Source organism: Halanaerobiales bacterium, from assembly GCA_035270125.1.
Lineage (GTDB): Bacteria > Bacillota > Halanaerobiia > Halanaerobiales > DATFIM01 > DATFIM01.
In genome coordinates, this window is the sequence record DATFIM010000118.1 from 1 (window position 1) to 26196 (window position 26196).

General features: G+C 28.4%; 17 protein-coding genes. 15 read left to right on the top strand and 2 right to left on the bottom strand.

Translation table 11 applies throughout. From position 1 onward, the window contains the following. From VJ881_06140 to VJ881_06200, 13 genes are all read left to right on the top strand, one after another. A partial coding sequence (locus VJ881_06140; protein HKL75629.1) for a diguanylate cyclase occupies positions 1-1965 on the top strand: 1965 nt, incomplete at its 5' end. A gap of 1 nt (position 1966) precedes the next feature. Beyond that, positions 1967-3430: an ATPase domain-containing protein gene (locus VJ881_06145; protein ID HKL75630.1), complete on the top strand. Its 1464-nt coding sequence runs from the start codon at positions 1967-1969 to the stop codon at positions 3428-3430. Then, positions 3430-5181, top strand: a complete 1752-nt coding sequence (locus tag VJ881_06150) for a diguanylate cyclase (protein HKL75631.1) — start codon at positions 3430-3432, stop codon at positions 5179-5181. Before VJ881_06145 ends, VJ881_06150 begins: the two co-directional genes overlap by 1 nt. An 11-nt stretch (positions 5182-5192) precedes the next feature. Beyond that, a complete protein-coding gene (locus VJ881_06155) occupies positions 5193-7619 on the top strand; it encodes an HD domain-containing phosphohydrolase (GenBank protein ID HKL75632.1) in 2427 nt (808 codons plus the stop codon). Between the two features lie 3 nt (positions 7620-7622). Next, positions 7623-8924, top strand: coding sequence for a GGDEF domain-containing protein (locus VJ881_06160; GenBank protein HKL75633.1), 1302 nt, complete (start codon positions 7623-7625; stop codon positions 8922-8924). 206 nt (positions 8925-9130) lie between these two features. Next, positions 9131-10402, top strand: coding sequence for a PAS domain-containing protein (locus tag VJ881_06165; protein ID HKL75634.1), 1272 nt, complete (start codon positions 9131-9133; stop codon positions 10400-10402). A 155-nt stretch (positions 10403-10557) separates the two neighbouring features. Further along, complete coding sequence (locus VJ881_06170) at positions 10558-12342, top strand: HD domain-containing phosphohydrolase (protein HKL75635.1); 1785 nt, start codon at positions 10558-10560, stop codon at positions 12340-12342. Between the two features lie 16 nt (positions 12343-12358). Then, entirely contained in the window at positions 12359-13141 is a 783-nt protein-coding gene (locus VJ881_06175; protein ID HKL75636.1) for a GGDEF domain-containing protein, read from the top strand. Positions 13142-13160: 19 nt separating this feature from the next. Beyond that, on the top strand, positions 13161-13712 hold the full coding sequence (locus tag VJ881_06180) for a SiaB family protein kinase (GenBank protein HKL75637.1): 552 nt from the start codon (positions 13161-13163) through the stop codon (positions 13710-13712). 17 nt (positions 13713-13729) lie between these two features. Next, positions 13730-14104, top strand: a complete 375-nt coding sequence (locus VJ881_06185; GenBank protein ID HKL75638.1) for a DUF1987 domain-containing protein — start codon at positions 13730-13732, stop codon at positions 14102-14104. Positions 14105-14129: 25 nt separating this feature from the next. Continuing rightward, positions 14130-16052: a cache domain-containing protein gene (locus VJ881_06190; GenBank protein HKL75639.1), complete on the top strand. Its 1923-nt coding sequence runs from the start codon at positions 14130-14132 to the stop codon at positions 16050-16052. 114 nt (positions 16053-16166) lie between these two features. Beyond that, a complete protein-coding gene (locus VJ881_06195) occupies positions 16167-18185 on the top strand; it encodes an HD domain-containing phosphohydrolase (GenBank protein ID HKL75640.1) in 2019 nt (672 codons plus the stop codon). Positions 18186-18188: 3 nt separating this feature from the next. Beyond that, positions 18189-20159, top strand: a complete 1971-nt coding sequence (locus VJ881_06200; protein HKL75641.1) for a methyl-accepting chemotaxis protein — start codon at positions 18189-18191, stop codon at positions 20157-20159. A 57-nt stretch (positions 20160-20216) separates the two neighbouring features. On the opposite strand, the gene ppdK is transcribed toward VJ881_06200, so the two are convergent. Continuing rightward, entirely contained in the window at positions 20217-22838 is a 2622-nt protein-coding gene (gene ppdK, locus VJ881_06205; GenBank protein ID HKL75642.1) for a pyruvate, phosphate dikinase, read from the bottom strand. A gap of 16 nt (positions 22839-22854) precedes the next feature. Then, complete coding sequence (locus VJ881_06210) at positions 22855-23664, bottom strand: pyruvate, water dikinase regulatory protein (protein HKL75643.1); 810 nt, start codon at positions 23662-23664, stop codon at positions 22855-22857. A gap of 411 nt (positions 23665-24075) precedes the next feature. Here VJ881_06210 and VJ881_06215 point away from each other — a divergent pair, with 411 nt between their 5' ends. Then, positions 24076-25119, top strand: coding sequence for a carbon-nitrogen hydrolase family protein (locus VJ881_06215; protein ID HKL75644.1), 1044 nt, complete (start codon positions 24076-24078; stop codon positions 25117-25119). Positions 25120-25135: 16 nt separating this feature from the next. Then, positions 25136-26196: aldehyde ferredoxin oxidoreductase N-terminal domain-containing protein (locus tag VJ881_06220; protein HKL75645.1), on the top strand; the 1061-nt coding region annotated here is incomplete at its 3' end.

The following is a 26196-nucleotide window of genomic DNA, read 5'->3' on the forward strand; positions in this document are numbered from 1 at the left end:
GAAAATAGAAAGCAATATTGGAATAAATTAAAAGAAAATGAATTAATAAAATATGAAACTACGCACCTTACTAAAGAAGGTAAAAGATTTCCGGTGGAGATAAGATCTCAATATTTAGAATATGAGGGAAATGAATATGAATTAATATTTGCTCAGAATATTACTAAAAGAAAAAAAGCAAAAGAGAAATTAAAATTTAGTCAGGAAAGATATAAAACAATATTTAATTCTTCTCCAATTGGTATAATCATTGAAGATGAAAAAGGAGATATTCTGGAAGTTAATAAAACTATGACTGAGATGTCTGGCTATAATAAGGAAGAATTAGAAGGTAGTAATATTATCGATAAATTTGTTTTACCAAAATTTAAAGACCTTGCTCGTAAAAATATAAAAAAATTAATAAATGGAACTGATCTGGAATATGATATAAAAACACCGAAAAAAAATGGGGAAATAAAAAATTACCATCTTAAAGAAACAAATATTACTCTACCTGATGGAGATAAAGGGATTATCTCTATGCATCTTGATATAACAGAGAGAAAACAACTGGAAAAAGACCTTAAAGAAAATAATAATTTACTAAATAGTGTTTTAGAAAGTATTCAGGATGGAATTAGTGTTTTAAATCCAGATTTAACTATTCGCTATACTAATTCTAAAATGAAAGAATGGTATCAGCATGGCTTGCCTTTTAAAGGTGAAAAGTGTTTTGAAGGTTATTATAATAAAGATAAAAGATGTGAAGATTGTCCGGTTATAAGAAGTCTGGAAACAGGTAAAATGGCTAGAGAAGTTAAAGAATTATCAGAAAAGTTTGATATAGATTATATAGAAATTTTTAGTTATCCTATATTTTCTGAAAAAAATAATGAAATTACAGGAATAGTAGAATTTGTTAGAGATATTTCAGATCGCAAAGAAAAAGAAAAGGAAATTAATTATATTTTATATAAGGATTCCCTGACAGGTTTATATAATAGAAGATTTTTTGAAGCAGAAATGGAAAGATTGGATACAAAACGTCAGTTACCTTTAAGTATTATAATGGGAGATTTAAATGGATTAAAGATAATAAATGATAGTTATGGCCATGAAAAAGGTGATCAGATGTTAATTGAAACTGCCAGAATGTTAAAAGAGGTACTGAGAGAAGAGGATATTTTAGCAAGACATGGTGGTGATGAGTTTACTATTTTGCTTCCGAAAACCAGTAACCAGGAAGCACAAAAAATTGTTAAACGAATTAATGCTAAAGAGAGAAAAGTTGGTAAAGATCAAATTCCTATTTCTATTGGTATGGGAGTTGCCACTAAAAAAGAGAATAGTGAAAATATAAGAGAAATTTTAAAAGAAGCAGATAATAAGATGTATAATAATAAATTGTCTGAAAGTAGAAGTACTAAAAACAAAATTGTGGAAAACTTAATAAATACCTTAGGTGCCAAAAGTTCTGAAACTAAAGAACATGCTATTAGAATGACAAAAATGGCCTATGATTTAGGTAATAATATTGGTTTATCTAATTCAGAAATAAATAGATTATCACTACTTGCTACTTTACATGATATAGGTAAAACTACTATTTCAGAGGATATTCTAAAAAAACCAGGTAAGCTGACAAAAGAAGAATGGGAGTTAATAAAAGAACATCCTCAAAGAGGATATAAAATAGCTTCAGCTTCAGAAGAATTTGCTTTGATTTCTGAAGATATATTATCTCACCATGAAAGATGGGATGGTAGTGGTTATCCTAATGGACTTAGGGGGGAGGATATTCCCTACTTAGCCAGAATTATTTCTATTTTAGATGCTTATGATGTAATGACAAGTAATAGACCTTATAGTAAAGCAGTTTCTGAGGATAAAGCTTTAACTGAAATAAATGATTGTGCTGGAAGTCAGTTTGACCCTAATCTTGCTCAAGAATTTATAGAATTAAAAGTTAGTGAAGGAGGTTAGTATGAATAATAAACTATTAAAAACTGGAATTGAAGGACTTGATGAAATTTTGGGGGGAGGATTGATATCTGAAAGATTTTATTTAGTAAGAGGAGGACCAGGAACTGGAAAAACAACTCTAGGTTTGCATTTTTTGCTTGAAGGTTTAAAAAATAATGATAAACTACTTTTTGTTAGTATGACTGAAGATATAGAAAAAATTAAAGAAAATGCCAGAAATTTCGGTTTTCCAGTAAATAAAATTAATTTTTTGGATTTAAGCCCAGGTTCAGACTTTATATCTGAAAATAAAGATTATAATCTTTTTTCTTCCTCACAAATGGAACAAAAACCTATAATTGATAAATTGACTAATAAAATTAAGGAAGTTGAACCAGAAAGAATATTTTTTGATGGATTTACTCAATTAAAATATTTATCTTCTGATAATTTTAAATTCAGAAAACAAATTTTGTCTCTTGTACAGTTTGTAAAAAAATATAATTCCACTATTTTATTAACCTCTGAAGTTGGTGAAAAAAACACTGATGATGATTTGCAATTTATTGTTGATGGGATAATAAATATGAAATATAAAAATCAAGAACATAGTTTAAAAATTAAAAAATATAGAGGAGCCAGTTTTAATAAAGGTAATCATCCGTTTAAATTTAAAGAAGATGGGATTAAAGTATACCCTAAATTAGTAAGTTCTGATTGTAAACACATATATAATGGAGAGCAAATATCATCTGGAATATCTGAAATTGACAGGCTTTTATATGGTGGCATTGAAAAAGGAACTTCTACAATAATTACCGGTCCAAGTGGGGCAGGTAAAACTACTTTAGGAACTCAGTTTGTAGAAAAAAGTGTAGAAAATGGGTTGAAGTCAATAATATATACTTTTGAAGAAAGTTACAAAACTTTGTTAGAAAGAAGTAAATCTATAAACATCCCTTTAGATAAAATGGAAGAAAGCGGGAATTTACTCATCAAAAGAGTAAGTCCTTTAGAATATTCACCTCAGGAATTTTCTTATAGAGTTAGAAAAGATGTAGAAAAATATGATATATCCATAGTTTTATTAGATTCAATATCCGGATATTTTTTATCCTTTAGGAATTTTCATGAGGAGCATAATATGATTAGAGGTTTACATGCTTTATGTGAATTCTTAAAAAATAATGGAATTACTGTTTTTATGATTAATGAAATTAAAAATATAACTGGTGACTTTCAGGCTACTGATTCAAATACCAGTTATTTAGCTGATAATATAATATTTTTAAGATTTTTAGAAGTAAATGGCAAATTGGAAAAATCTATTGGAGTTTTGAAAAAAAGGATGAGCAATTTTGAAAATAAAATGAGAAAATTTGAAATTACCAGTAAAGGAATAAAAGTAGGTAAACCTTTAACTAAAATGAGAGGAATTTTAAGTGGTAATCCAGAGTTCATAGGTTCAGATGTGGAGGTTGAATAATGACTTCTAATCAATTAGGAAACCAACTAGATTTAATTGACAAAAGTAAAATAAGATTAATTATTGGTCATAAAGAAAATAGAACTATTTTAAAAGAATATTTAAAAAAAGACTATAAAGTACTATTAAAAGATTTTAATTATAAAGATGAAGAATCAGAGAAAGCCGATATGTTAATAGTAGATGAAAAAGGTTTTAAAAAATATAAAGAAAAGATCTTTAAAATAAAAAAATCAAATATTTCACTATACCAGCCATTGCTTTTAATAACCAGCACTTCTTCAGAAAATATCCCAGATGATTTTTTGCAAATAATAGATGAAATAGTACAGGTTCCAATCAAAAAAAACATATTATATTCTAGAATCCAGAATTTATTAAATGTTAGGTCTTTGTTTTTATCAACTCAAATTTATCAAAATTTAACAGAAGAAAATCCAGTTGGGATTTGTATTTTATTTAAAAATAAAGAAATCAAATATGTTAATAATTCATTTTTAGAAATCATAGATAAAAATCGAAAAAATGTATTAAATAAAAATATAAGTGAATTTTTCCCTAAAAAAATTGTAAATAAACATATAAAATCTGATTTAGAAAATAATGAAAATAAATTTAATTTTAAATTAAAAAGAGATCAGGACGAGATTTGGGTAGATATCCATCTTTCTAAAATGAAATTCAAAAATATAAAATTAAAATTATTAATTGTAGTAGATGTTACTGAACAGAAAAAAACAGAAGAAGAAATCAGGTATTTAAGATTTCATGATCAGTTAACCGGTCTCTATAACCGAGATTATTTTATGGAAGAAATAAAAAGATTGGATACCAAAAGACAATTACCTTTAACATTAATAATGGTAGATATTAATAGTTTAAAATTAATAAATGATGTTTATGGACATGACCGAGGAGATTTTTTAATTAAGAATGCGTCAGAAATTTTAGAAAATAATCTAAGAGATGAAGATATACTGGCTAGAATTGGGGGAGATGAATTTGCAATTATTCTTCCTGATACCAGTAAAGCTAAAGGTAAAGAAATAATTAATAGGATTAATAAAAAATGCAAAGAATTTGATGAAAAAGGAATAATAATTAGTCTTGCTTTAGGTCTGGCTACAAAAGAAAAAACCGGTCAGGATGTTGAAGAAATTTTTAAAATTGCTGATGATAGGATGTATAAAAATAAAACTACAAAAAGTAAAAAAGTAAGAGAAAAGATAATAAGTAATATAAAATATAATCTTAAAGAAAAAACTAATGAATCAAAAGAACATCTTACTGAAATGAAAAATATAGCTGCTAAGTTTTCTGAAAAGCTGAATCTGGACAGCTCACAAAAAAATAAATTATTGCTTTTAGCTGAAACACATGATATAGGTAAAGTTTCACTTTCAACAGAATTTTTTCAAAAGGATAAAAAACTTACAAAAAGTGAGTGTAAAAAATTAGAAGAGCATACTGACTATGGATACCGAATCTGCAGGTCAATACCGAAATTAAATTCTATTGCTGAGGAAATATTATCTCATCATGAACGCTGGGATGGTAAAGGCTATCCAAAGGGGTTAAAAGGCCAAGGGATACCATATTTAGCTAGGATAATAGCCATTATTGATAATTATTTATTTTTAAAAGAATCAAATAATCAAAAAGAAGATACAATAATAGAAAAAATAAAAGAAAAAGCTGGAAATGAACTTGATCCTCAATTAACTAAGATTTTTATAGATATGTTAAATTAGGAGGCTTATTTATGGAGCACCCTTTTCAAAAAATAAAAGATTTGGAAATGTTTAATTCAGCTCCAGTAGGAATTTTTAGAACAACTTCTGCTGGTGAAGTGCTGGCCGTCAATAAAACTATGGCTGAAATGTTAGGGTTTCAAAATCCAAAAGAAGCTATAAATGCATATAATGACTTAAAAAAAGAATTATATGCAGACCCCAGTCGAAGGGATGAGTTTATAAAAGCTTTAAAAGATAAAGATAAAGTTGAAAACTTTGAATATGAAGCTGTTAAACCAGGTGGTGAAACTATCTGGCTTAATATGAATGCTAAAATTAGTCATAAAGAAAATAAAGATAAATTTATGATTGAAGGATATGTATTTGATATAACTAAAAGAAAGAAAATGCAAAAAGAACTTGAAGAAAAAAAGCAGGAACTTTTTGCTTCTAATGTTGAATTAAGTGCCTATAATGAAGAAATGAAAGCTATGAATGAAGAATTAGAAAAATCATTTGAAGAAATGAATAAATTGAATAAAAGATTTGTTGATATGATTGAATTGGTTGCCAAAATGGAAGATAAAACTTTGTTGAATGAAGAAGAATTTTTTCAAGAACTTCTAGATAATGCTATCGAAATTGTACCTGAAGCTGATTATGGAAAAATAGGAATTATAGATAAAGATGATAAGTTTAAAGTTTTGGATGCTGTCGGTCATAATAGAAATTTGATTAGTAATATTAAAATAGAAAAAAATATTATATTTAATATAAATAAAAAAGGAGTGTTCAAATCTAAAGGACACTGTCTTGATTATGAAAAAATAAGCCTCTCAAAAAAAGAAACTTTAGATAAAATTTTAAAACCAATAAAGAAATCATTATGTATAAATATTAGAATAAATAATAAAACTGTAGCAAGAATTTCTTTAGATATTAAAGAGGGTAGCACAGAAGAATTTAGTAAAATCACTGAAAAAATATTGAAATCATTTGCAAATCTAGCCTCAGCTTTTTTTGCTTTTAAAAGGTTTGATAAATTAAGAACTAACTTTACTAAAGAGTTAGTAACTTCAGTTATAAATTTAATGGAAATGTATGATGTGTATACTAAAGGTCATTCAGAAAATGTAGCTAAATTAGCCTCAGGAATAGCTGAAAAAATGAAATTACCTAAAAAATTAATAAAAGATACTTATTGGGCTGGACTTGTCCATGATATTGGAAAGCTGTTAATTCCTCTGGATGTTTTAAATAAAGATGGAAAACTTAATGATCAAGAATATGAGTTAATAAAAAAACATCCTATTAATGGGAAAAAAGCCCTGGCTAATTCAGAATCACTGGAACATATTGCGAAATTTGTACTACATCATCATGAAAGGTGGGATGGGAACGGTTATCCAGAAGGTCTAAAAGAAGATGAAATTCCTTTAATATCTCAAATTTTAGTAGTGGCTGACTCCTGGGATGCTATGCTTTCTAAAAGATCATATCGTAAGCCTTTAAGTAGAAGTGAAGCTATAAAAGAAATAAGAGAAAATAGGGGTGCCCAATTTTCACCTAAAGTTGTAGATACTTTTCTAAATGTTATTAGAAATGAAGGGGGAAAATATTTAAGAGCAGATGTAGTAAATAATGAGTTGAAAAAAAATAATAAAAATGAAGAAGAATTTGATAAGTTAATATCATTTAAGAAATTTTTCAAAGAATCTCAGGAAGGTATTGTACTTTTAGATGAAAATTTTAATATAATAGAAACAAATAAATATTTCAAAGATATATTTGGTTTTAAAGAAGGTGAGCTTACTGGAGTTGATATTAAAAAAGTTGTACCTGAAGAAAAACATTCAGAAACTGATAAATTGGTTAATAACTTAAAAAAAGGAAATGGTATAAATACTACTACTTATCGTAGAAAAAGAAATGGAGAATTTATTGATGTTTCAATACAGGCTTTTCCTTTAACTTCAACTGATAATTCTATTATAGGTTATTACTTAATTTATAGAGATATTACTGAAAAGAAAAAAACAAAGAAAGAATTGAGAAAACAAAAAGAATTTTCTCAGAATATTTTAGATACTTTATCTGCAAATATAGTTATATTAGATGAAGAGGGGATTATTAGATATACAAACAAATCATGGAGGACTTTTGCAAATAATAATGGAGCAAATCAAAATAAAACAGGAAAAGGAGTAGACTATCTAAAGGTATTAAAAGAGGCTAAAAAGCAGGGAGAAGAAGAAGCTGCTAAAGCCTATCAGGGAATTAAAAGTGTGATGAATGGAAATAAGAATAAGTTTAAAATGGATTATCCCTGTCATTCCCCTGATAAAAAAAGATGGTTTAGAATGGAAATAAGAGATTTTGAAAATAGGGGATCTTGTTATGTTTTAATTCAACATGAAAATATTACTGAATTAAAGATTGAAAGGGAAAGTGGATAAGTTATGTTATATATTATTAAAAGATTAAGAAAGCTGATAATTATTGTAATAATAATTACAGCTTTATTTTTTTACTGGGGAGTATTTTCTCCCTTAAGAACTGAATTGCAATCAAGCCTGAGGAAAGAATTTGAGCGATCTGTGACTATAACAGAACATAATGTAGAAAATACTTTTAATAGATATATAGAGGGAGCAGAAAGTATTTCCAGCAGGACAATGATAAAAAACAAATTAGCACAATATTTAAATAGTGAAATATCTCTAAATAAACTTAAAAATTATACTGATGAAAAATATTCAGATGGGATCAGAGTATTGGATAATATATTAGGAGCTTATCGAATTTCTAATAATAAAATCATTAGTAGTTGGGGAGAAGAAAATATTAAAAATTTAGAAGATGATATAAAATTTAATAATAGGAAAACTCAAATTAAAATTTTAGAAGATGAACTATATTTTCTGGTTAATTCTCCAATAATAAAAAATGAAGTAAAACTGGGAAATGATATATTAATTTATAAATTAAAAGATATATTAAATGAAATTAACAAACAAAATATAAAATACAATATAATTTATGATAATAATTTAGAAAAAGAAAGATTAATTATTGGAGATAATATCAAAGATTTTCGAAGATTGCTGAACACTAATTACTGGTTAAAAGCTAAAATGCCCAAAAAAGATTTATATAATACACTTAATAGTTTATCAATCAAAATCATTGGTGGTTTTATAATATTACTTATATTAATTATTACTATTTTTTATAAAACATTAAATTATACTTCCAAAGAAGTAATCAAAAACCTAAAAATGAAAGCTGAAATTGATGAAATGTTAAATATATATAACCGGACAAAATTTATGGAAAAATTAAAATTAGAAACTGAAAGATCACATAGATATAAGAGTGATGTATCTCTAATAATGTTTGATGTGGATTATTTTAAAGAGATCAATGATAATTATGGTCATTTAGTAGGGGATGACATATTAAAATCATTAATTAATATTGTGAAAAATGAAATTAGAGAAGTTGATTTTTTAGCAAGATATGGAGGAGATGAATTTATAATAATTAATCCTGAAACTAAATTAAAAGAATCAGTAAAATTAGCAGAAAGATTGAGATTTAAAATAGAAAATAGTGAATTTGAAAAAATTGATAAAGTAAGCTGTAGTTTTGGAGTAGCAGAGTTACGAGAAGATGATGATATTGATTCTTTTATAAAAAGAGTTGATGATGCTCTTTATGAGGCTAAAGAAAAAGGAAGAAATAAGGTTATAAAAGGATAAAAAGTGAATTGCTAAATATATTAGAAATGGTGGGGTAATACCCACTATTTTTTAGTCTATAAATAAGAAGGTGAAATTATTTTTGTGTTGAATTATAATTAATAAGAACTAATGAAAAATGGACTTATTATGGTTTTTCTTTATCTAAAAAATTAGAGTATAAATAAACAAGAATCAAAAATGTTAAAACTTAAGGAGGGTTTTGAATGGAGACCAAAGTTTTTTTAAGAGGAGAAAATGTTTTTAAAGAAGTATCAATCACCTCTACAATAAAACCAGAATTAAGTGATGAATTTTTAAATAAATGGCAAAAAATAGTTGATTTATTATCTGAAATGCTTGATGTACCTGCTGCTCTAATTATGAGAATAAATGAAGACAATATGGAAGTATTATTAAAAAATAAAAATAAAGAAAATCCTTATAATAAAGGAGATAAAGAATCTTTAGGAAAAGGACTATATTGTGAAACTGTAATTGGAAAAGATCAGTATCTTTCTATTGATAATGCAATCAATAATGATAAGTGGAAGGATAATCCTGATGTAGAGTTGAATATGTTATCTTATTATGGTTTGCCTATTAAATGGCCTGATAAAGAAGTATTTGGAACTATATGTGTACTTGATAAAAAAACTAATAATTTAAATAAAAACCAAAAAAAATTATTAGCCAGGTTCAAAGATGTTATAGAAGATGATTTAGAGCTTATCATATCCAAAAAAGAGTTAGAAAAGCAAAGAAGGCTTTTTGAAAAATTATTAAATTATTCTTTAGAAGCTATTGTCTTACTTGATGAAGATTTTAAAGTTATTAAAGCTAATTCACAATTCGAGATAATATTTGGGTATAGAAAGAATGAAATTTTAGGTAAAAAAATCAATGATTTAATTGTACCAGTTAATGAAAAGAAGAATTTCTTAAAAAATAAAAAAGAAGTATTAACAGGTAAGGATATAGAAACTGTAGTTAAAAGAAAAACTAAAAATAGAGAAACCAGACTTATATCTTTGAATTTATTTAGAGTCAAATTAACAAATAACAGGTTTGGAGTATATGCAGTTTATAATGATATATCAAACAAAAAAAAGAGAGAAAATGCGATTAAAGATATCAAAAATAAATTACATTTAGCTGTAAAAGGAGCCAATATTGGTGTCTGGGACTGGAATATAAAATCAGGTGACTTTTATTTTAATGAAAATTGGGCCAGAATTTTGGGTTATGAGCTAGATGATCTTGAAAACAATATTAAAACCTGGAAAAAATTAGTATATGAAAAAGATAAAGATTCTATTGAAAAGGAATTAAATAATCATCTAAATGGAAAAAGTGAAGGATATGAAAAAGAATATCGGATAAAAACCAAATCTGGTAATTTAAAATGGATAAAAGATATTGGAAAGGTAACTGAAAGAAGTGAAAGAGGAGAACCTATAAGGATGGTTGGGGTCCAAATAGATATTGATAATAAATGACTATTAGAGAATGGGGGAAACCTCATTCTTTTTTTATTTTTCAGAGTAAAAATAAAGGATTTTTAATAAATTTATTGAATATTAATATTAATAATTATTACTAAAAATAAACTTTATTTATATATATAAATTTTATTTATGAGGAGGATGGTTTAATGTTTACCTCTAATCAAAATATTGAAAATTTATTGGATTCTTTACCATATAATGCACTGCTCATTGATGAGGAAGGTTATATTTTTAAAGTAAATGAAGAATGGAAAAATTGGGTAAAAAAACATAATGTTCCAATAAAAAATAGTGGTATTGGATTAAATTTATTTGAAATTTATAATAAAAACAAAAATAAAAATAAAGAATTAATTAATAAAGCTAAGTTAAATTTAAAAGAAATTTTAAAAGGTGATAAACAAAAATATTCATTAGAACTACCTTATTTTAATAATCAGTTTAAAGATTCAAGATGGTTGGAAATTAAAGTCAAAAGTTTTGCTGAAGGAGCTTTAATTTTACATGAGGATATAACAAAAAGGAAAGAAATTAAAGAGGAGCTAAAAAACAAAAAAGAAAAGTCTGAAGCATTATTTTATAATAGTAATTCAGCAATAGCTGTTCTTGATAAAGATTATTGTGTTGAAAATATAAATCAGGAATTTAGTAATGAGTTTGGCTATAAACTAACAGATATAAAAGGAAAACATTTGGATAAAATTTTAGAAGAAAATAAAAAGGGTCAGACCAATGAAAATATTACGAATAAAGTTTTAAAAGGTGAAACAATTGAGACTAAGGGGACAAGGTATGATCTTAATGGAAAGGCAAAAGAATTTTTGATAAAAGGAGTTCCTATTATTATTGAAGGAGAAATTAGTGGTGCTTATGCTATTTATCATGATATAAATGAATTAGAAAAAAGAAAAAAGGAAATAAGTTTTTTATCCTATCATGATAGTGTAACCGGTATTTATAATCGTAACTTTATGGAGAAAAAAATAAAAGAATTAAATAAAAGAGATCAATTACCTATCAGTATTATTTCAGCAGATTTTAATGGTCTGAAATTAATTAATCATGGTTATGGACATAAAAAAGGTGATGAAGTTTTAAAACAAACTGCTGAATTGCTTTCTTCTTCCATTCGGAATAAGGATATTTTAGCTCGCTGGGCTGGTGATGAATTTATTATTTTAGCCCCGAAAACTTCTGAAAAAGAGGCTGAAAAAATAATTGATAAGATAAGGTATAATATAAAGAAAACAATGGAAAATGAAATACCTATCTCTCTGGCCTTAGGTTTTGTTAGTAAAACTGAAACAGAAACAGATATTTATCAATTACTTTATGAAACAGAAAAAATGATGGATAGAGATAAATTAACTAAAAGTAAAAGTGCCAAAAATAAACTGGTGGAAAATATGTTAAGTACTCTTGGGGCTAAAAGTAATGAAACAAAAGAACATGCGACCAGAATGACAAATGAAGCTGCTAAACTTGGTACAGAAATTGGTTTGAAAAATGGTAAATTAAATAATTTATTTTTACTGGCTACTTTACATGACATAGGTAAAATAACTATTTCTGAAGATATTTTAAATAAAAAAGGTTCACTAACTGATGAAGAGTGGGAAATAATAAAAGACCATCCGGAAAGAGGATATAATATAGCTAAGTCAACCACAGAATTTGCTCCTGTTGCTAAATATATTTTAGCTCATCATGAAAGATGGGATGGTAATGGCTATCCCCAGGGTTTAAAGGGGAAAGAAATACCTCTTTTAGCCAGGATAATTGCTATAGTGGATTCATTTGATGTTATGACTCACAGTCGTGCTTATAAAGAACCTATGTCAAAAAGGGAGGCAATTAAGGAATTGAAAAGATGTGCAGGAGGACAGTTTGATCCTGATTTAGTTAAAAAGTTTGTAAAAATAATTGAATAAAAAAAGGAGGGATGCCTTGATTTTAAATAAAGAAAATGATGAAGATATTTTCAGAAAGGAAAAAGAAGTAATAAAAAATGCAGAAAAATTTGTAGAAAATTATGATGGTTCTAATAAAGAAATATATAATAGATACAAAAATTTACTTAAAAACTATAAAGATTTATTAAATCAAATTGAATATATTATTAAGATAAGTGATAATTACCAATTAGATTTAATTAAAGCTAAAGATAAATTACAAAAAGAAATTGAAGAAAGAAAAAAAGCGGAAAAAGAATTAAAAGAAATTTCAACTAGAGACCAGCTGACAGGATTATATAATAGAAGAGAATTTGAAAAAATTATCAAAAAGGAATGGCGAAACTCAATTCGGAAAGCTACACCTATATCAATCATAATGATTGATATAGATAATTTTAAGGAATTTAATGATAATTATGGGCATTTAGCAGGTGATAATTGTCTGCAAAAGGTGAGTAAAATTATGCAAAACACTTTAAAAAGGCCAAGAGATTTTGTATCGCGTTATGGGGGAGAAGAATTTGTAGCTATTCTGCCTGATACTGATCAAGAAGGAGCTTCTCATGTAGCTGAATCTATAAGAAAAAACATTGAAAAAGCAAAAATTCCTCATAAAATTTCTTTAGTTTCAGATTTTGTGACTGTCAGTTTGGGGGTTGCTACGACCAATCAGGCTGATTTGCTTGTTTATGAAGAATTATTAGATGAAGCCGATAGTGCTTTATATAAGGCGAAGGAAAATGGAAAAAACAGATATGTTTCTGTTGAAATTTAAATTAATAAGGAGTGATTAAATGATGGATGAAATGAATATTTTAAATTTAAGAAATAAGTTAAATAAATATGGAGTAATAATGAGTTTTACCGGTCCTTTTTCACAGGGCATTATTGAAGAAATTGGCTCAGCTTTAAGGAGTTATTTAGAAAGTAAAACTGATTCAAAAGGAGAAATTTTTAAAGTTTTTTCTGTTTTTATAGAACAGACTCAAAATATGAAAAATTATGCCTATCAATTGCCTGATGAAAAAATACAGGAGGAGATTTTATTATCAGGAATTTTGAATATAGGTTTAAGAAATGATAAATATTTTGTTAGTTCAGGAAATTTAGTGAAAAAAGAAGACGTTAAATCTTTAAAAAATAAATTAAAGAAAATAAAATCATATGATAAAAAAGAACTGGCAAAGGTTTATCGCAAAAAATTAAGAGATGATGATATAGATGAAGAAAATGGAGCAGGACTGGGTTTGATAGAAATGGCTCGAAAGGCCAGTGAAAAAATAAAATTTGAATTTGAAGAAGTTGATGAAAATTATGAATTTTTTACTTTAACAATAAAAATATAGGATAGAGGAGGATTATAATGGATAATTTTTATATTGAAGAAACAAAATCTTCTCCAGAGATTGAATATGTTTCTGAAGAGAATAAGTTGATTATTAAAGGTGAATCATATCCAGAAGATTCATTTTCTTTTTATAAACCTGTTATTGAATTAGCTGAAAATGCTATTTCTGAAAATAATGGTCTTAAATTGGAGATTGAAGTAAGTTATTTAAATACAAGTTCTACTAAATCTTTTATGAATTTATTAGATATATTAGAAGAAGCTAATAAAAATGGTAAAGACATTAGTGTTGAATGGTATTATGAGGAAGATAATGAACATTCTTATGAATTAGCTTTAGATTTTAAAGATTATCTTGACTTACCTTTTGATATTATAACAAAAAAATAAAAGTATATTTGTTAGGAGAATTTTTATGTCTTTTAATTTCAAAAGTATAAAAGCAAAATATATGTTAATAGGTCTGGCGATTGTACTGGTATCTATGGCTATTATTGCCTCATTTAGTTATATAGTTTCTTCAGATATTGTTGCCAATCTTTCTGATAAATGGATTAATCAGGTTGTATTACGCAATTCAGAAACTATTGATAATTGGTTTATACGCAATGAGAATATGATAGATTCTATGGCCAAAAGAATAGAATTGGAAGGGGATTTTTCCTATTCTAATCTGGAAAAACAGATAAAAAACAAGATGAAAATGTATGAAGATGAAGTAGTAGATTTTTATATTGGTTTTGAGGAAGAAAGGAAAATCATTAGTGGAGTAGACTGGGAGGCACCTCCTGATTATGATGCTAGAGATAGAAGCTGGTATAAAAAAGCCAAAAAGGCTGATGATGTTATATTTACTGAACCTTATGTAGATGCTATGACCGGTGAGATGATAATCACAGTGGCTGAAGCATTACATGAAGGAGATAAATTAATAGGTGTTCTTGCCAAAGATATCTATTTGACTGATATTGTAGAATTTGTTAATAATAATAGTATTAATAAAAATAGTTATGGGATGCTTTTAGATGAAAATGGGAGGATTATCGTCCATCCAGAAGATAAATTATTACCTGATAGTAAAGGATTAAAATCTGTTACTGATGTAAACTGGGATGGCTATCATAAATTAGTTAATAATATTAAGTCAGAAAATTATAGTGAAAAGATTGAAATTAGAGGTTTTGATCAAAATGAAAAAGAGTTGGTGTATTATAATAAAATTCAGACAACCGGCTGGTATTATACAACATCTATCTCTAAAAAAGCTTATGAAAAACCACTTAAAAATTTAGTATCCGGTTTTTTCTGGGCAGTATTATTTTCAATAATACTTGCTATTTTGGTTATGTATAAACTTATCAGGAGTATAATTAAACCAATAGAATCTTTAAATAACACAGTCCAAAAGTTTTCTTCAAATAATCTATCAGTAAGAACCAATGTCCTGGCAGAAGATGAAATAGGTAAACTTGGTCAAAGTTTTAATCAGATGGCTGATACAATTGAAGATTATAGTAATTCTTTGGAAAGAAAAGTTAAAGAAAAAACAGAAAAAATCAGGGATAAAAATAAAACAATTATGGAAAGTATTGATTATGCAAGTAGAATTCAGAACTCGATTATTCCAGATTTAAGTAAATGTATCAATATAGATGAAAAAGATTATTTTTCTATCTGGCAGCCAAGAGAAAAAGTTGGAGGAGACATTTTCTGGTGTAAATCAGCAGGAAATTATTCATTACTGGCCATAGTAGATTGTACTGGTCATGGAGTACCTGGGGCTTTTATGAGTATGATGCTTACGTCCATTTTAAATTCAGTAATTAAAGACTTTGAACCTGGCAATCCTGCTAAAATATTAAATGAAGTTGATATTCGTTTAAAAGAAAACTTAAGTAATGAAAAGAATAGAAAAATTAATGATGGAGCTGATATGGCTCTGATAACAATTGATAAATATAATGAAGAATTAATTTTTTCTGGAGCAAAACTTGATATGTATAAAGTCCAGAATAAAGAAGTTGAAAAAATAGCAGGTTCAAGAAGAAGTATTGGCTATTCATTAAGTAAAGATGAATTTAAGAATGAAAAAATTAAGATAAAATCCAGGGAAAATTATTATTTTACAACTGATGGATTTTTAGATCAAAATTCTAAAGATTCCAGATACGGTCTTGGTAAAAAAGGATTTATTAAACTTCTGGAAAGAATATCTGAAAAATCTATTGTAAAACAGAAAGAAATTATAAAAAATGATATCCAAAATAAAACTTCTCAGACTGAACAAAGAGATGATATAACTGTTATTGGTTTAAATTTAGAAAAATTCTCCAGCTAGTTAACTTATAAATGAGATAAAAAATATGTCTAAAAAAGAGGAATACTTTCTATTGTATTGAATAAATAAATAATGACCTGAAATGAAAGTTTTTAGTTAGCTGGAGGTGTTAATTTGAAAGATTCTGATTCCGAAAATAATACTTCGAATTTTGATAATAACTTAGATAAAAGATTTAAAGCAATATATAATAATATTAAACAGGGAATTGCTCTTCATGAACTTGTTTATGAAGATGATCAAGCTGTAGATTATAAAATTATCGATGTAAATCCTGCTTATGAGGATATACTTGGGATTTCATTTGAAGAAGCAGTTGGTTCTTTAGCATCCCAAATATATGAAGTGGAAAAACCACCATTTTTAGAATATTATACTACAGTTGCTGAAACTGGGGATTCACTTGAATTTGAAAAATATTTTAAACCAATGGATAGCTATTTTAATATAACTGTTACCTCTCCGGAAAAAGGTAAGTTTATAACTTTATTTAGTGATATTACAGAACGAAAGAAAAGAGAAGAAAAAATTCGAGATCAAAAAGAAGAATTACAGGCAAGTAATGAGCAGTTGGAAGCATATAATGAAGAAATTACAGCTATGAATGAGGAATTAGAGCAATCTTTTGATGAATTAAGTAAATTAAATCAAAGATTTGTGGATATGATAGAATTGGTTGCAAATATGGAAGATAAAACTTTACTTAATGAAAGAGAATTCTTTTCAGAACTTTTAGATAGAGCTATAGAGATTGTACCTGAAGCTGATTATGGTAAGATTTGTATAATAGATGAAGATGAAAATTGCAATATTATTTATGCAGTGGGACATAATGAGGAATTATTAAAACAGGTAAAAATAAATAGAGAAAAATTAATTAATTTAAAAAGTCAAAATGTTTATGAAACTGAGAATTATTTTGTTGATTTTTCAAAATTATCTAAAGAACAGGAAAAAACTTTAAATATAGCTCTGCGACCAATAAAAGACTCACTTTCTATAAATATCATTACAGATGAAAAAATTGCAGGACGAATAGTGCTTGATATAAAAAAAGGTAGTGAAGAAGAATTCAGTAACATTACTAAAAAGATATTAAAATCTTTTGCCAGTCTTGCTTCTTCATTTTTCGCTTTTAAAAGATTTAATAGTTTGAAAACGAATTTCACTCGAGAACTTATTTCTTCAATTATTAATATAATGGAAATGTATGATATTTATACTAAAGGGCATTCCGAAAATGTAGCAAAAGTAGCTTCGGTAATAGCCCGGGAAATGGAGCTTCCTAAAAAAATAATTAAAGACACTTATTGGGCGGGACTTGTTCATGATATAGGTAAATTATTAATTCCAATAGAAATTCTCAATAAAAAAAGCAAATTAACTGATGAAGAATTTGAATTAATTAAAAAACATCCTGTTTATGGTAAAAAAGCACTTGCAAGTTCTGAAGCCTTAGAGCATATTGCTAAATATGTTCTGCATCATCATGAAAGATGGGATGGCAGTGGTTATCCTCAGGGATTAAAAAAAGATGAAATACCACTAATTTCTCAAATATTAAGTGTAGCTGATGCCTGGGATGCTATGCTTTCTAAGAGAGCATATCGTAGTCCTTTAACAAGAGAAGAAGCGATTCATGAAATAAGGGACAATAAAAAATCGCAATTTTCTCCTAGAGTTGTAAAAACTTTTCTTGAAATTATAGAAAAAGGTGAAATCAAAAATTTAAGAGAAGGTGTGGTTGATAACAATTTAATTGCAGAAGAAAAAATAAATAATATTGATGGTAATTTATCCTATGAAAAATTATTTAAAGAAAGTAAAGAAGGTATAGTTATAGTTAATGAAGATTTTAAAATAATTAAAACTAATAATTATTTTAAAAAAATGTTTGGTTTTAAACAAAGTGAATTAATAGGACTTCATATAAAAAAAGTAGTACCAGAAAATAAATATAGAGAAACAGATAAATTTATAAAAAAAGTAAAAAAGGGAATAGAAATTGATACAGAGACTTATAGAAAGAAAAAGAATGGTGAATTTATTAAAGTATCCATTCAGGCCTTTCCCCTTAGAACAAAAGACGATTCAATCATTGGTTATTATATTATTTATAGAAGGAGGGATTAATTAATGAATTTTCTTAAAAGTTTTAAAGCAAAACTTATTCTTATTTTAATTATTTTAATGGTTATACCTTTAGCAATTTATGGAGTTATTACTATCAGAAATAATGTTAATAAAATAGAAAATAATACATACAGTGAAAATTTAACAGCAGCAGAAAATCTGGCAACAGAAACAGGTAATATACTACAGGAAAGTGAAAATTTACTTAAAATAGCTTCAGAATCAGATGGAATCAAAAGTATGATACCAACTAAGATGATGGATGTTTCAAAAGCATTAGTTGAAACAAGCGACTATATTGCTAATGTTTATATTATGAATAAAAATGGAATGCAGGTCTATAAAACTGTTGGTGAAACAGGTGATAGGGCTGATAGAGGTTATTTCCAAAAAGCAATTAAAGGTGAAGCAAATTTTTCTGATATTATAATGTCTCGAAGTAGAGGAGTTCCAATAGTTGTTTATGCTCTTCCAATTAAAAGAGGAAGTAGTACTGTTGGTGTTCTGGGAGCAAGTATAGATTTGGGAATTTTGAGTGAAATGGTAAAAGAAAGAAGTTCAGAAGAAACGGGGATCAGTTTTATAGTTGATGATTCTGGTAAAACTATAGCTCATCCTAATAAAGATTATGTTCTTGAAATGCAGGACCTAACAAACTTAGCTCCTGTTCAAAATGTAATAAATGGAGAAAAAGGTACAAAAGTATATGAAAATGATGAAGGAGAAAAATTATCTGCTTATACTCCTATAGCAAAAACTGGCTGGGGAGCAGTAGTTGAACTTTCTTCTGATAAAGCCTTTAGTGAGATAAGGGATGAAATATGGTATGCAATCATGGTCATTGGAATTACAATAATTATTGGATTAGTAATTGCCTATTATTTAGGAAATAATATTACCAAACCAGTATTAGCAGCAGTAGATCAAGCAGAAATTATTGCTAATGGTGATTTGACTAATAAAGTGAATAAAAAATACTTAAAGAGAAATGATGAATTGGGAGATCTATCCAGAGCAATAGATGAAATGAGGAAGAATTTAAAGGAAATTGTTGGTAACCTTAGCAGTATATCAGATGAAGTAGCATCTTCCAGTGAAGAACTATCATCATCCAGTGAAGAAATTTCTGCTTCTGCTGAACAGGTTGGGACAGCCATTCAGGAAGTTGCTTCAGGTGCAGAGGAGCAGTCAGCCCAAATAGATGAAACTAGGGATAGTGTAAGCGATCTTGCAAATAAAATAGATGAAGTAAGTGACATGGCCGAAAATATGGACAAACAGGCTAATAATGTTATGGAAAATATTAAAAGTGGTGATGATTCTGTTGATGATTCTATAAAACAGGTTCAACAGGTAAAAGAAGAATCTAATCAAGTTTCGAAGAGAATAACTGAATTAGGAGATTTATCTCAAGAAATTGGTGATATTATAGAATTAATTAGTGGAATTTCTAACCAAACAAATTTACTTGCCCTTAATGCAGCAATAGAAGCTGCTCGAGCTGGTGAAGCAGGTAGAGGATTTAGTGTAGTGGCAGATGAGATAAGAGAATTAGCAGAAGAATCATCTGATGCTACAGAGAAAATATCTGGTTTAATAAATGAAATTCAAAATAGAGTAGATGATACAATAGCTCAGATGAATAGAGCTGAAGAAGCTGTTGAAACAAGTGTAAATACTATTGAAGAAACAGATCAATCATTTACTGAGATAAATAGAGCAGCTCAAAATCTCAAAAACCTTATTGATGATATAGCACTTGCTGCTAAAGATATGGCAGATAAGAGTAGTGATGTTAGTGCTTCAGTAGAAGAAATTGCTGCTGTAAGTGAAGAAGCATCCAGTAATGCTGAGGAGGTAGCTGCTTCCAGTGAACAACAGAGTGCCTCAACTCAAGAAATAGTTGAAGCGGCAGAAAGACTTGAAGAAATGGCTCAAAAACTTTCAGAATCAATAGAACAATTTAGAATATAAATTAAAATAAAAAAATTACTCCCCTTCCTCTAAATTATTAGAGTTAGGGGAGTTTTTTTATTGGTTATTTAAAGCTGATTGAGCAGCTGCCAGACGGGCTACCGAAACTCTAAAAGGTGAACAGGAAACATAATCCAGTCCCTCATTATGGCAAAATTCAATTGAAGATGGTTCTCCACCATGTTCTCCACAAATTCCAATTTTCAAATCATTTTTCTCTTTTCTACCCAAATTAACAGCAGTCTTTATTAAATTTCCTACTCCCTTTTGATCGAGAACTGAAAAGGGATCTTTTTCAAATATTTCCTGTTCTAAATATTCATTTATGAATTTTCCAGCATCATCTCTTGAAAAACCATAAGTCATTTGGGTAAGGTCATTTGTACCAAAAGAGAAAAAGTCTGCATATTTTGCAATTTCATCTGCTAAAAGAGCTGCTCTTGGTATTTCAATCATAGTTCCAATTGAATATCTGATATAAACATTACTTTCTCTTATTAACTCATCAGCTAATTTTTTTACTCTTTTTCTTAGTAGAGAAAGTTCTTTTTTATCACCTATTAGAGGTATCATTATATCTGCCTTAATATCATAATTCATTTTTTCTTTTACTTCTAAGGCAGCGGAGATTATAGCTCTAACCTGCATTTCATAGATTTCAGGATAGGTTATTCCCAGTCTGCAGCCACGATGACCGAGCATTGGGTTTACTTCTTCTAAATCATTAATTATACTTTTTAGTTTTTTAACAGTTACTGAAAGTTCTTTTGCCAAAAATTCAATATCTTTTTCTTCCTGTGGTAAAAACTCATGTAAAGGAGGATCAAGAAGCCTGATAGTAACAGTCATATCTTTCATCACTTTAAAAATACCCTTAAAATCTTCTTTTTGATAAGGAAATAGTTTTTCTAAAGCTTTTTCTCTTGATTTTTTATTTTCAGCAATAATCATTTCTCTTACTGAGTTTATTCTTTCACTATCAAAAAACATATGCTCTGTTCGACAGAGGCCAATACCTTCTGCTCCAAAATCTACTGCTATTTTTGCATCATGGGGAGTATCAGCATTGGCATAAACTCCCAATTTTCTGTATTTATCAGCCCAGCCCATTAATGTTTTAAAATCATCACTTAGATGGGCTTCTGTAGTTTTAACTATACCTGCATAAACTTCACCAGTACTACCATTTAGGGAGATGTAATCTCCTTCCTTAAAAATTCTATCATTAACCTGAAATTCTTTTGCTTCTTCATCAACCTGAATATTTCCAGCACCAGCTACACAGCATTTTCCCATTCCTCTGGCTACTACAGCAGCATGAGAGGTCATACCACCTCTGGAAGTCAAAATACCATTTGCTTTTGACATACCTTCAATATCTTCTGGTGATGTTTCTTTACGGACAAGAATTACATCTTCCCCTTCATCTACTATACTGGCAGCTTTTTCAGAGGTAAAATAAATTTTTCCAGTGGCTGCACCAGGAGATGCAGCAAGACCTTTTGCTAAAATATCTGCTTTTTCTAATTCTTTTTCTTTGAAATTAGGATGGAGTAATTGAGTGATATCTTCAGGATCTATGCGCATAATTGCTGTTTTTTTACTTATTAAACCTTCTTTTTCCATATCAACAGCAATATTAACTGCGGCATCAGCTGTTCTTTTACCGGTTCTAGTCTGAAGAATATAAAGTGTACCTTCCTGAATAGTAAATTCAATATCCTGCATATCTTTATAATGTTCTTCTAAAATTTCATTTACTTCTATAAATTTATCATAAACATCAGGCATAATATCTTTTAGTTCCTCAATATCGCGAGGTGTTCTAATTCCAGCTACTACATCTTCCCCCTGGGCATTAAGTAAAAATTCTCCAAAAACTTTATTTTCACCGGTAGCCGGGTTACGAGTAAAAGCCACTCCAGTTCCTGAGCTCTGCCCAATATTTCCAAAAACCATAGTTTGAACACTTACAGCAGTTCCTAGATCATTAGGTATATCATGAATACGTCGGTAGGAGACTGCTCTATTATTATTCCAGGAACTAAAAACTGCTTTAATGGCCATTAATAGTTGTTTTTTAGGTTTTTGAGGAAAATCAATATCTTTCTCTGTGTTAATTATTTTCTTAAAGTCAGTAATAATATCCTTTAAATCTGCAACAGATAATTCAACATCATTATTATAACCATTTTTTTTCTTTTTCTTTTCTAAAAAATTATCAAATTTATAAGCTGGTATTTCTAAAACAACATTTCCAAACATTTGAATAAGTCGTCGATAACTATCATAAGCAAAACGAGGATTGGATGTTTTTTGAGCAAGGCCCTCTACACTTTTATCATTAAGACCTAAATTTAAAACAGTATCCATCATACCGGGCATAGAAATTACCGCTCCTGATCTAACTGAAACTAAAAGAGGATCCTTATTATCGCCAAACTTTTTATTATTTTTTTCTTCCAGAATTTTAAGATATTCAAAAATACTATTTTTAAGCTCATCTTTCATTATTTCGCCCTGATTAAGATAATCAAGACAGGCGTCAGTAGTAATCACAAAACCAGGTGGAACTGGTAGACCTATATTACTCATTTCAGCAAGGTTAGCGCCTTTTCCTCCTAATAAAGGTTTCATTTCCTTTTTACCCTCTTCAAAAGAATAAATATATTTAGTCATTTTTATTTCCCCCTTTTTAATTTAAATCATTGACTATGTCAATAATGATATTTGCCGCCTCCTCAACAGCTTTATTTGTCATATCAATGACCGGACATCCCAATTTGTGCATTATATTTTCTGCATAATTTAATTCTTCTAATATTTTAGCAATGGAAACATAATCAACATTATCCTGAAGACCTAAAACTCTAATCCTTTCCCTTCTTATTTCTTTTAAATCTGAAGGGTCAATAGTTAAACCTATTATTCTTCCTTTAGGAATTTTATAAAGTTGTTGAGGTAATTGTGCTTCTTTAACAAGAGGGATATTTACTACTTTATAATTTTTGTGGGCTAAATACATGCTGAGTGGAGTTTTTGATGACCGCGAAACACCAATCAGAACAATGTCTGCCTTTAAAATACCACGGGGATCTTTACCATCATCATATTTAACTGCAAATTCTACGGCATCAACCCTTTTAAAATAATTTTCATCTAATTGCCTAATAATACCAGATTCTCGCGAAGGTTTAGTCCCGATAAATTTTGTAAATTTTTTCAAACAGGGATTCATGATATCAATAAAAATAACATTGTTTTTTCTGCACTTTTGCTTAAAATAATTTGATATTTCTTCATTAACTATAGTATAAACTATAATAGAATTTTCAGGATTAATTTCTTCACAGATTTCGTCGACTTTTTTTCTACTTTCTACATAAGGGAATTTTTTGATTTCATAATCAGTATTAGTGTATTGTTCGGCTGTTGCTCTGGCAACCTGTTCAGCAGTATCTCCAATTGAATCAGAGAGAACATAAATTGTAAATTCTTCTAACATAATATCACCTAATTTCCTATAAATATCTTCTATACTTCATTATACCATATTTGCGGATATTTTTCCTAATATTGTGACAAAAAAATATAATAATAGTTCAATAGACTTTATTTAATCGTTTATTCGTGATAATCACAAAAATGGCTCAAAAAATTTGTCTAAAATTCTAAAGGCTTTAGTTATTTAATTGTTGAATAGTTAGTTATAAAGAAAAATAAAATAGCAAAAATTTGTGATAAAAACTATATAAAGCTAAATTTAATAAAATATGGCCCTGATATTCGTAAATAATACGAAAAATATTTTTAAAATTTGTAAAATTCAACAAAGGATATTGACGAAATGTGTCGAAATATATATCTAACTATTTAATTCATTTGTAAAAAACTAAAATTTATAAGGAGGAAAAAGATGGGGGATAAGTATTCTAAACTAAAAGTTGCTGCTGTTCAGGCTGCACCTGTATTTCTTGATAGGGAAGGCTCTTTAAATAAAGCAGTTGATTTAATAGAGGAGGCTGCTGAAAATGGAGCAAATTTAGTAGTTTTTCCAGAGGGTTTTATACCAACTCATCCTGTCTGGTTTCATTTTCATGCCGGTACAAGTGGGATAGCTACTAAATTAAGCGAAAAATTATTTGAAAATTCTGTAGAAATTCCTGGCCCTGAGATTGATATTTTAGCTGAGGCAGCTGCAAAAAATCAAGTTTATATAATAATGGGAGTTTGTGAAAAATTACCTGAAACTACTGGTACTATGTATAATACTCAGATAGTAATTGGACCTGATGGTGATTTAATTGGGAAAAGACAAAAGCTAATGCCTACTGTTGGAGAAAGATTTGTGCATAAAGGTGGGAGTGGAGCTTCTTTAAAAACTTTTTCCAGTGAATATGGTCCTATAAGTGCTATGATGTGTAGTGAAAATTCAAATCCTCTTGCTATATTTACCTTAATAGCTGAAGGAACTCGAATCCATGGAATGTCCTGGCCCAATCACTGGGGTACAATGAGTCCTCCTATGAGAAAATATGTTTCAATTGCTTCTCTTAATTTTGCTCAAATGGCCAAATCTTTTGTGATAAGTGCCTGTAGTACAGTAAGTGAAAGAATGGTGGAAATGATGGAATTAAGTGCTACTGAAAAGGAATTTTTAGAAAAACCGGAAATGAGTGGAGGCTCGATGATTGTTGATCCTGGTGCTAAGATAATTGCCGGACCAATGGATAATAAAGAGGGAATTATTTATGCAGATATTGATTTAACAGAATGTATAGAACATAAACTCCATCATGATTTTGCCGGCCATTATAATCGTGAAGATATTTTTCAACTAAAAATAAATCGAGGTACTCCTCAATTTTTAGAAGAAATAAATTTTCCTGAAAAAGAAAAAGAAAATGAAAAAATTGAAGACAATATAGAAAAGATTGATTTAGAAAGTAAAGAAGATTAAACCGGGAGGTATTGATATGGATGGTGTTAAAGGCAAATTATTAGAAATTGATTTGTCTAAGGCTTCCCATCGGGAAGTAAAATTAGAAAAAGAGCTTATTAAAAAATATATTGGAGGTAGAGGTTTGGGGGTAAAATTACTTGGAGATCTTTTACCCAAAAACGTCGATCCTCTGGGCGAGGAAAATATAATGCTTATTTTAACTGGACCATTAACCGGTTCAATTGTTCCCGGTTCTGGTAAATATGTGGTGATTTCTAAATCTCCAGTAACAGGTGGTTTTCTTGATTCTTATTCCAGTGGGAGATTGGCTCCAGAAATAAAATTTGCCGGTTATGATGGATTAATAATTAAAGGTAAAGCAAAGAGACCTTCCTATATATATATTGAAGATAAAAATGTAGAAATAAAACATGCTGCTCATCTCTGGGGAAAGGATACATTTGAAACTGAAGAAATTTTACAGGGCTCAGGAGAAGAAGAATATGGAACAATGTGTATTGGCCCTGCTGGTGAAAATTTAGTAAATTTTGCTTCTATTAATAGTGATTTTTTCCGCCAGGCTGCCAGAGGTGGGATTGGAGCAGTTATGGGTTCCAAAAATTTAAAAGCAATTAAAGTAAGAGGAACCGGTGATATTAGTTGTTATGATTCTAAAGGAATGATGGATTTAGTTTTAAAACATAAAGAAAAATTAAAAGAAAGTGCTGTTGTTGAAAATAGACAGAAATTTGGAACCCCCAGTACTTTAGATATAACAAATGAAGCAGGAATGTTACCAACTAAAAATTATCAAAGTGGAGTTTATAAAAAAGCCTGGGGTAAACTTGATAGTGAAGGAGTAAGTAAAAATATCATAAAAACCAGAGGATGTTATGGGTGTATGATTGCCTGTAGTCAAATTACCAAAACTAATGATAATGAAGAAGAAATTGTGGAAGGTCCTGAATATGAAACTGTAGGTATGTTTGGTCCAAATTTAGGAGTTGATTCTCTTTCAGCTGTTATAAAGGCAAATATTAAATGTGATAAATTGGGAATGGATACAATTTCAGCAGGTAATGTTATTGGTTTTGC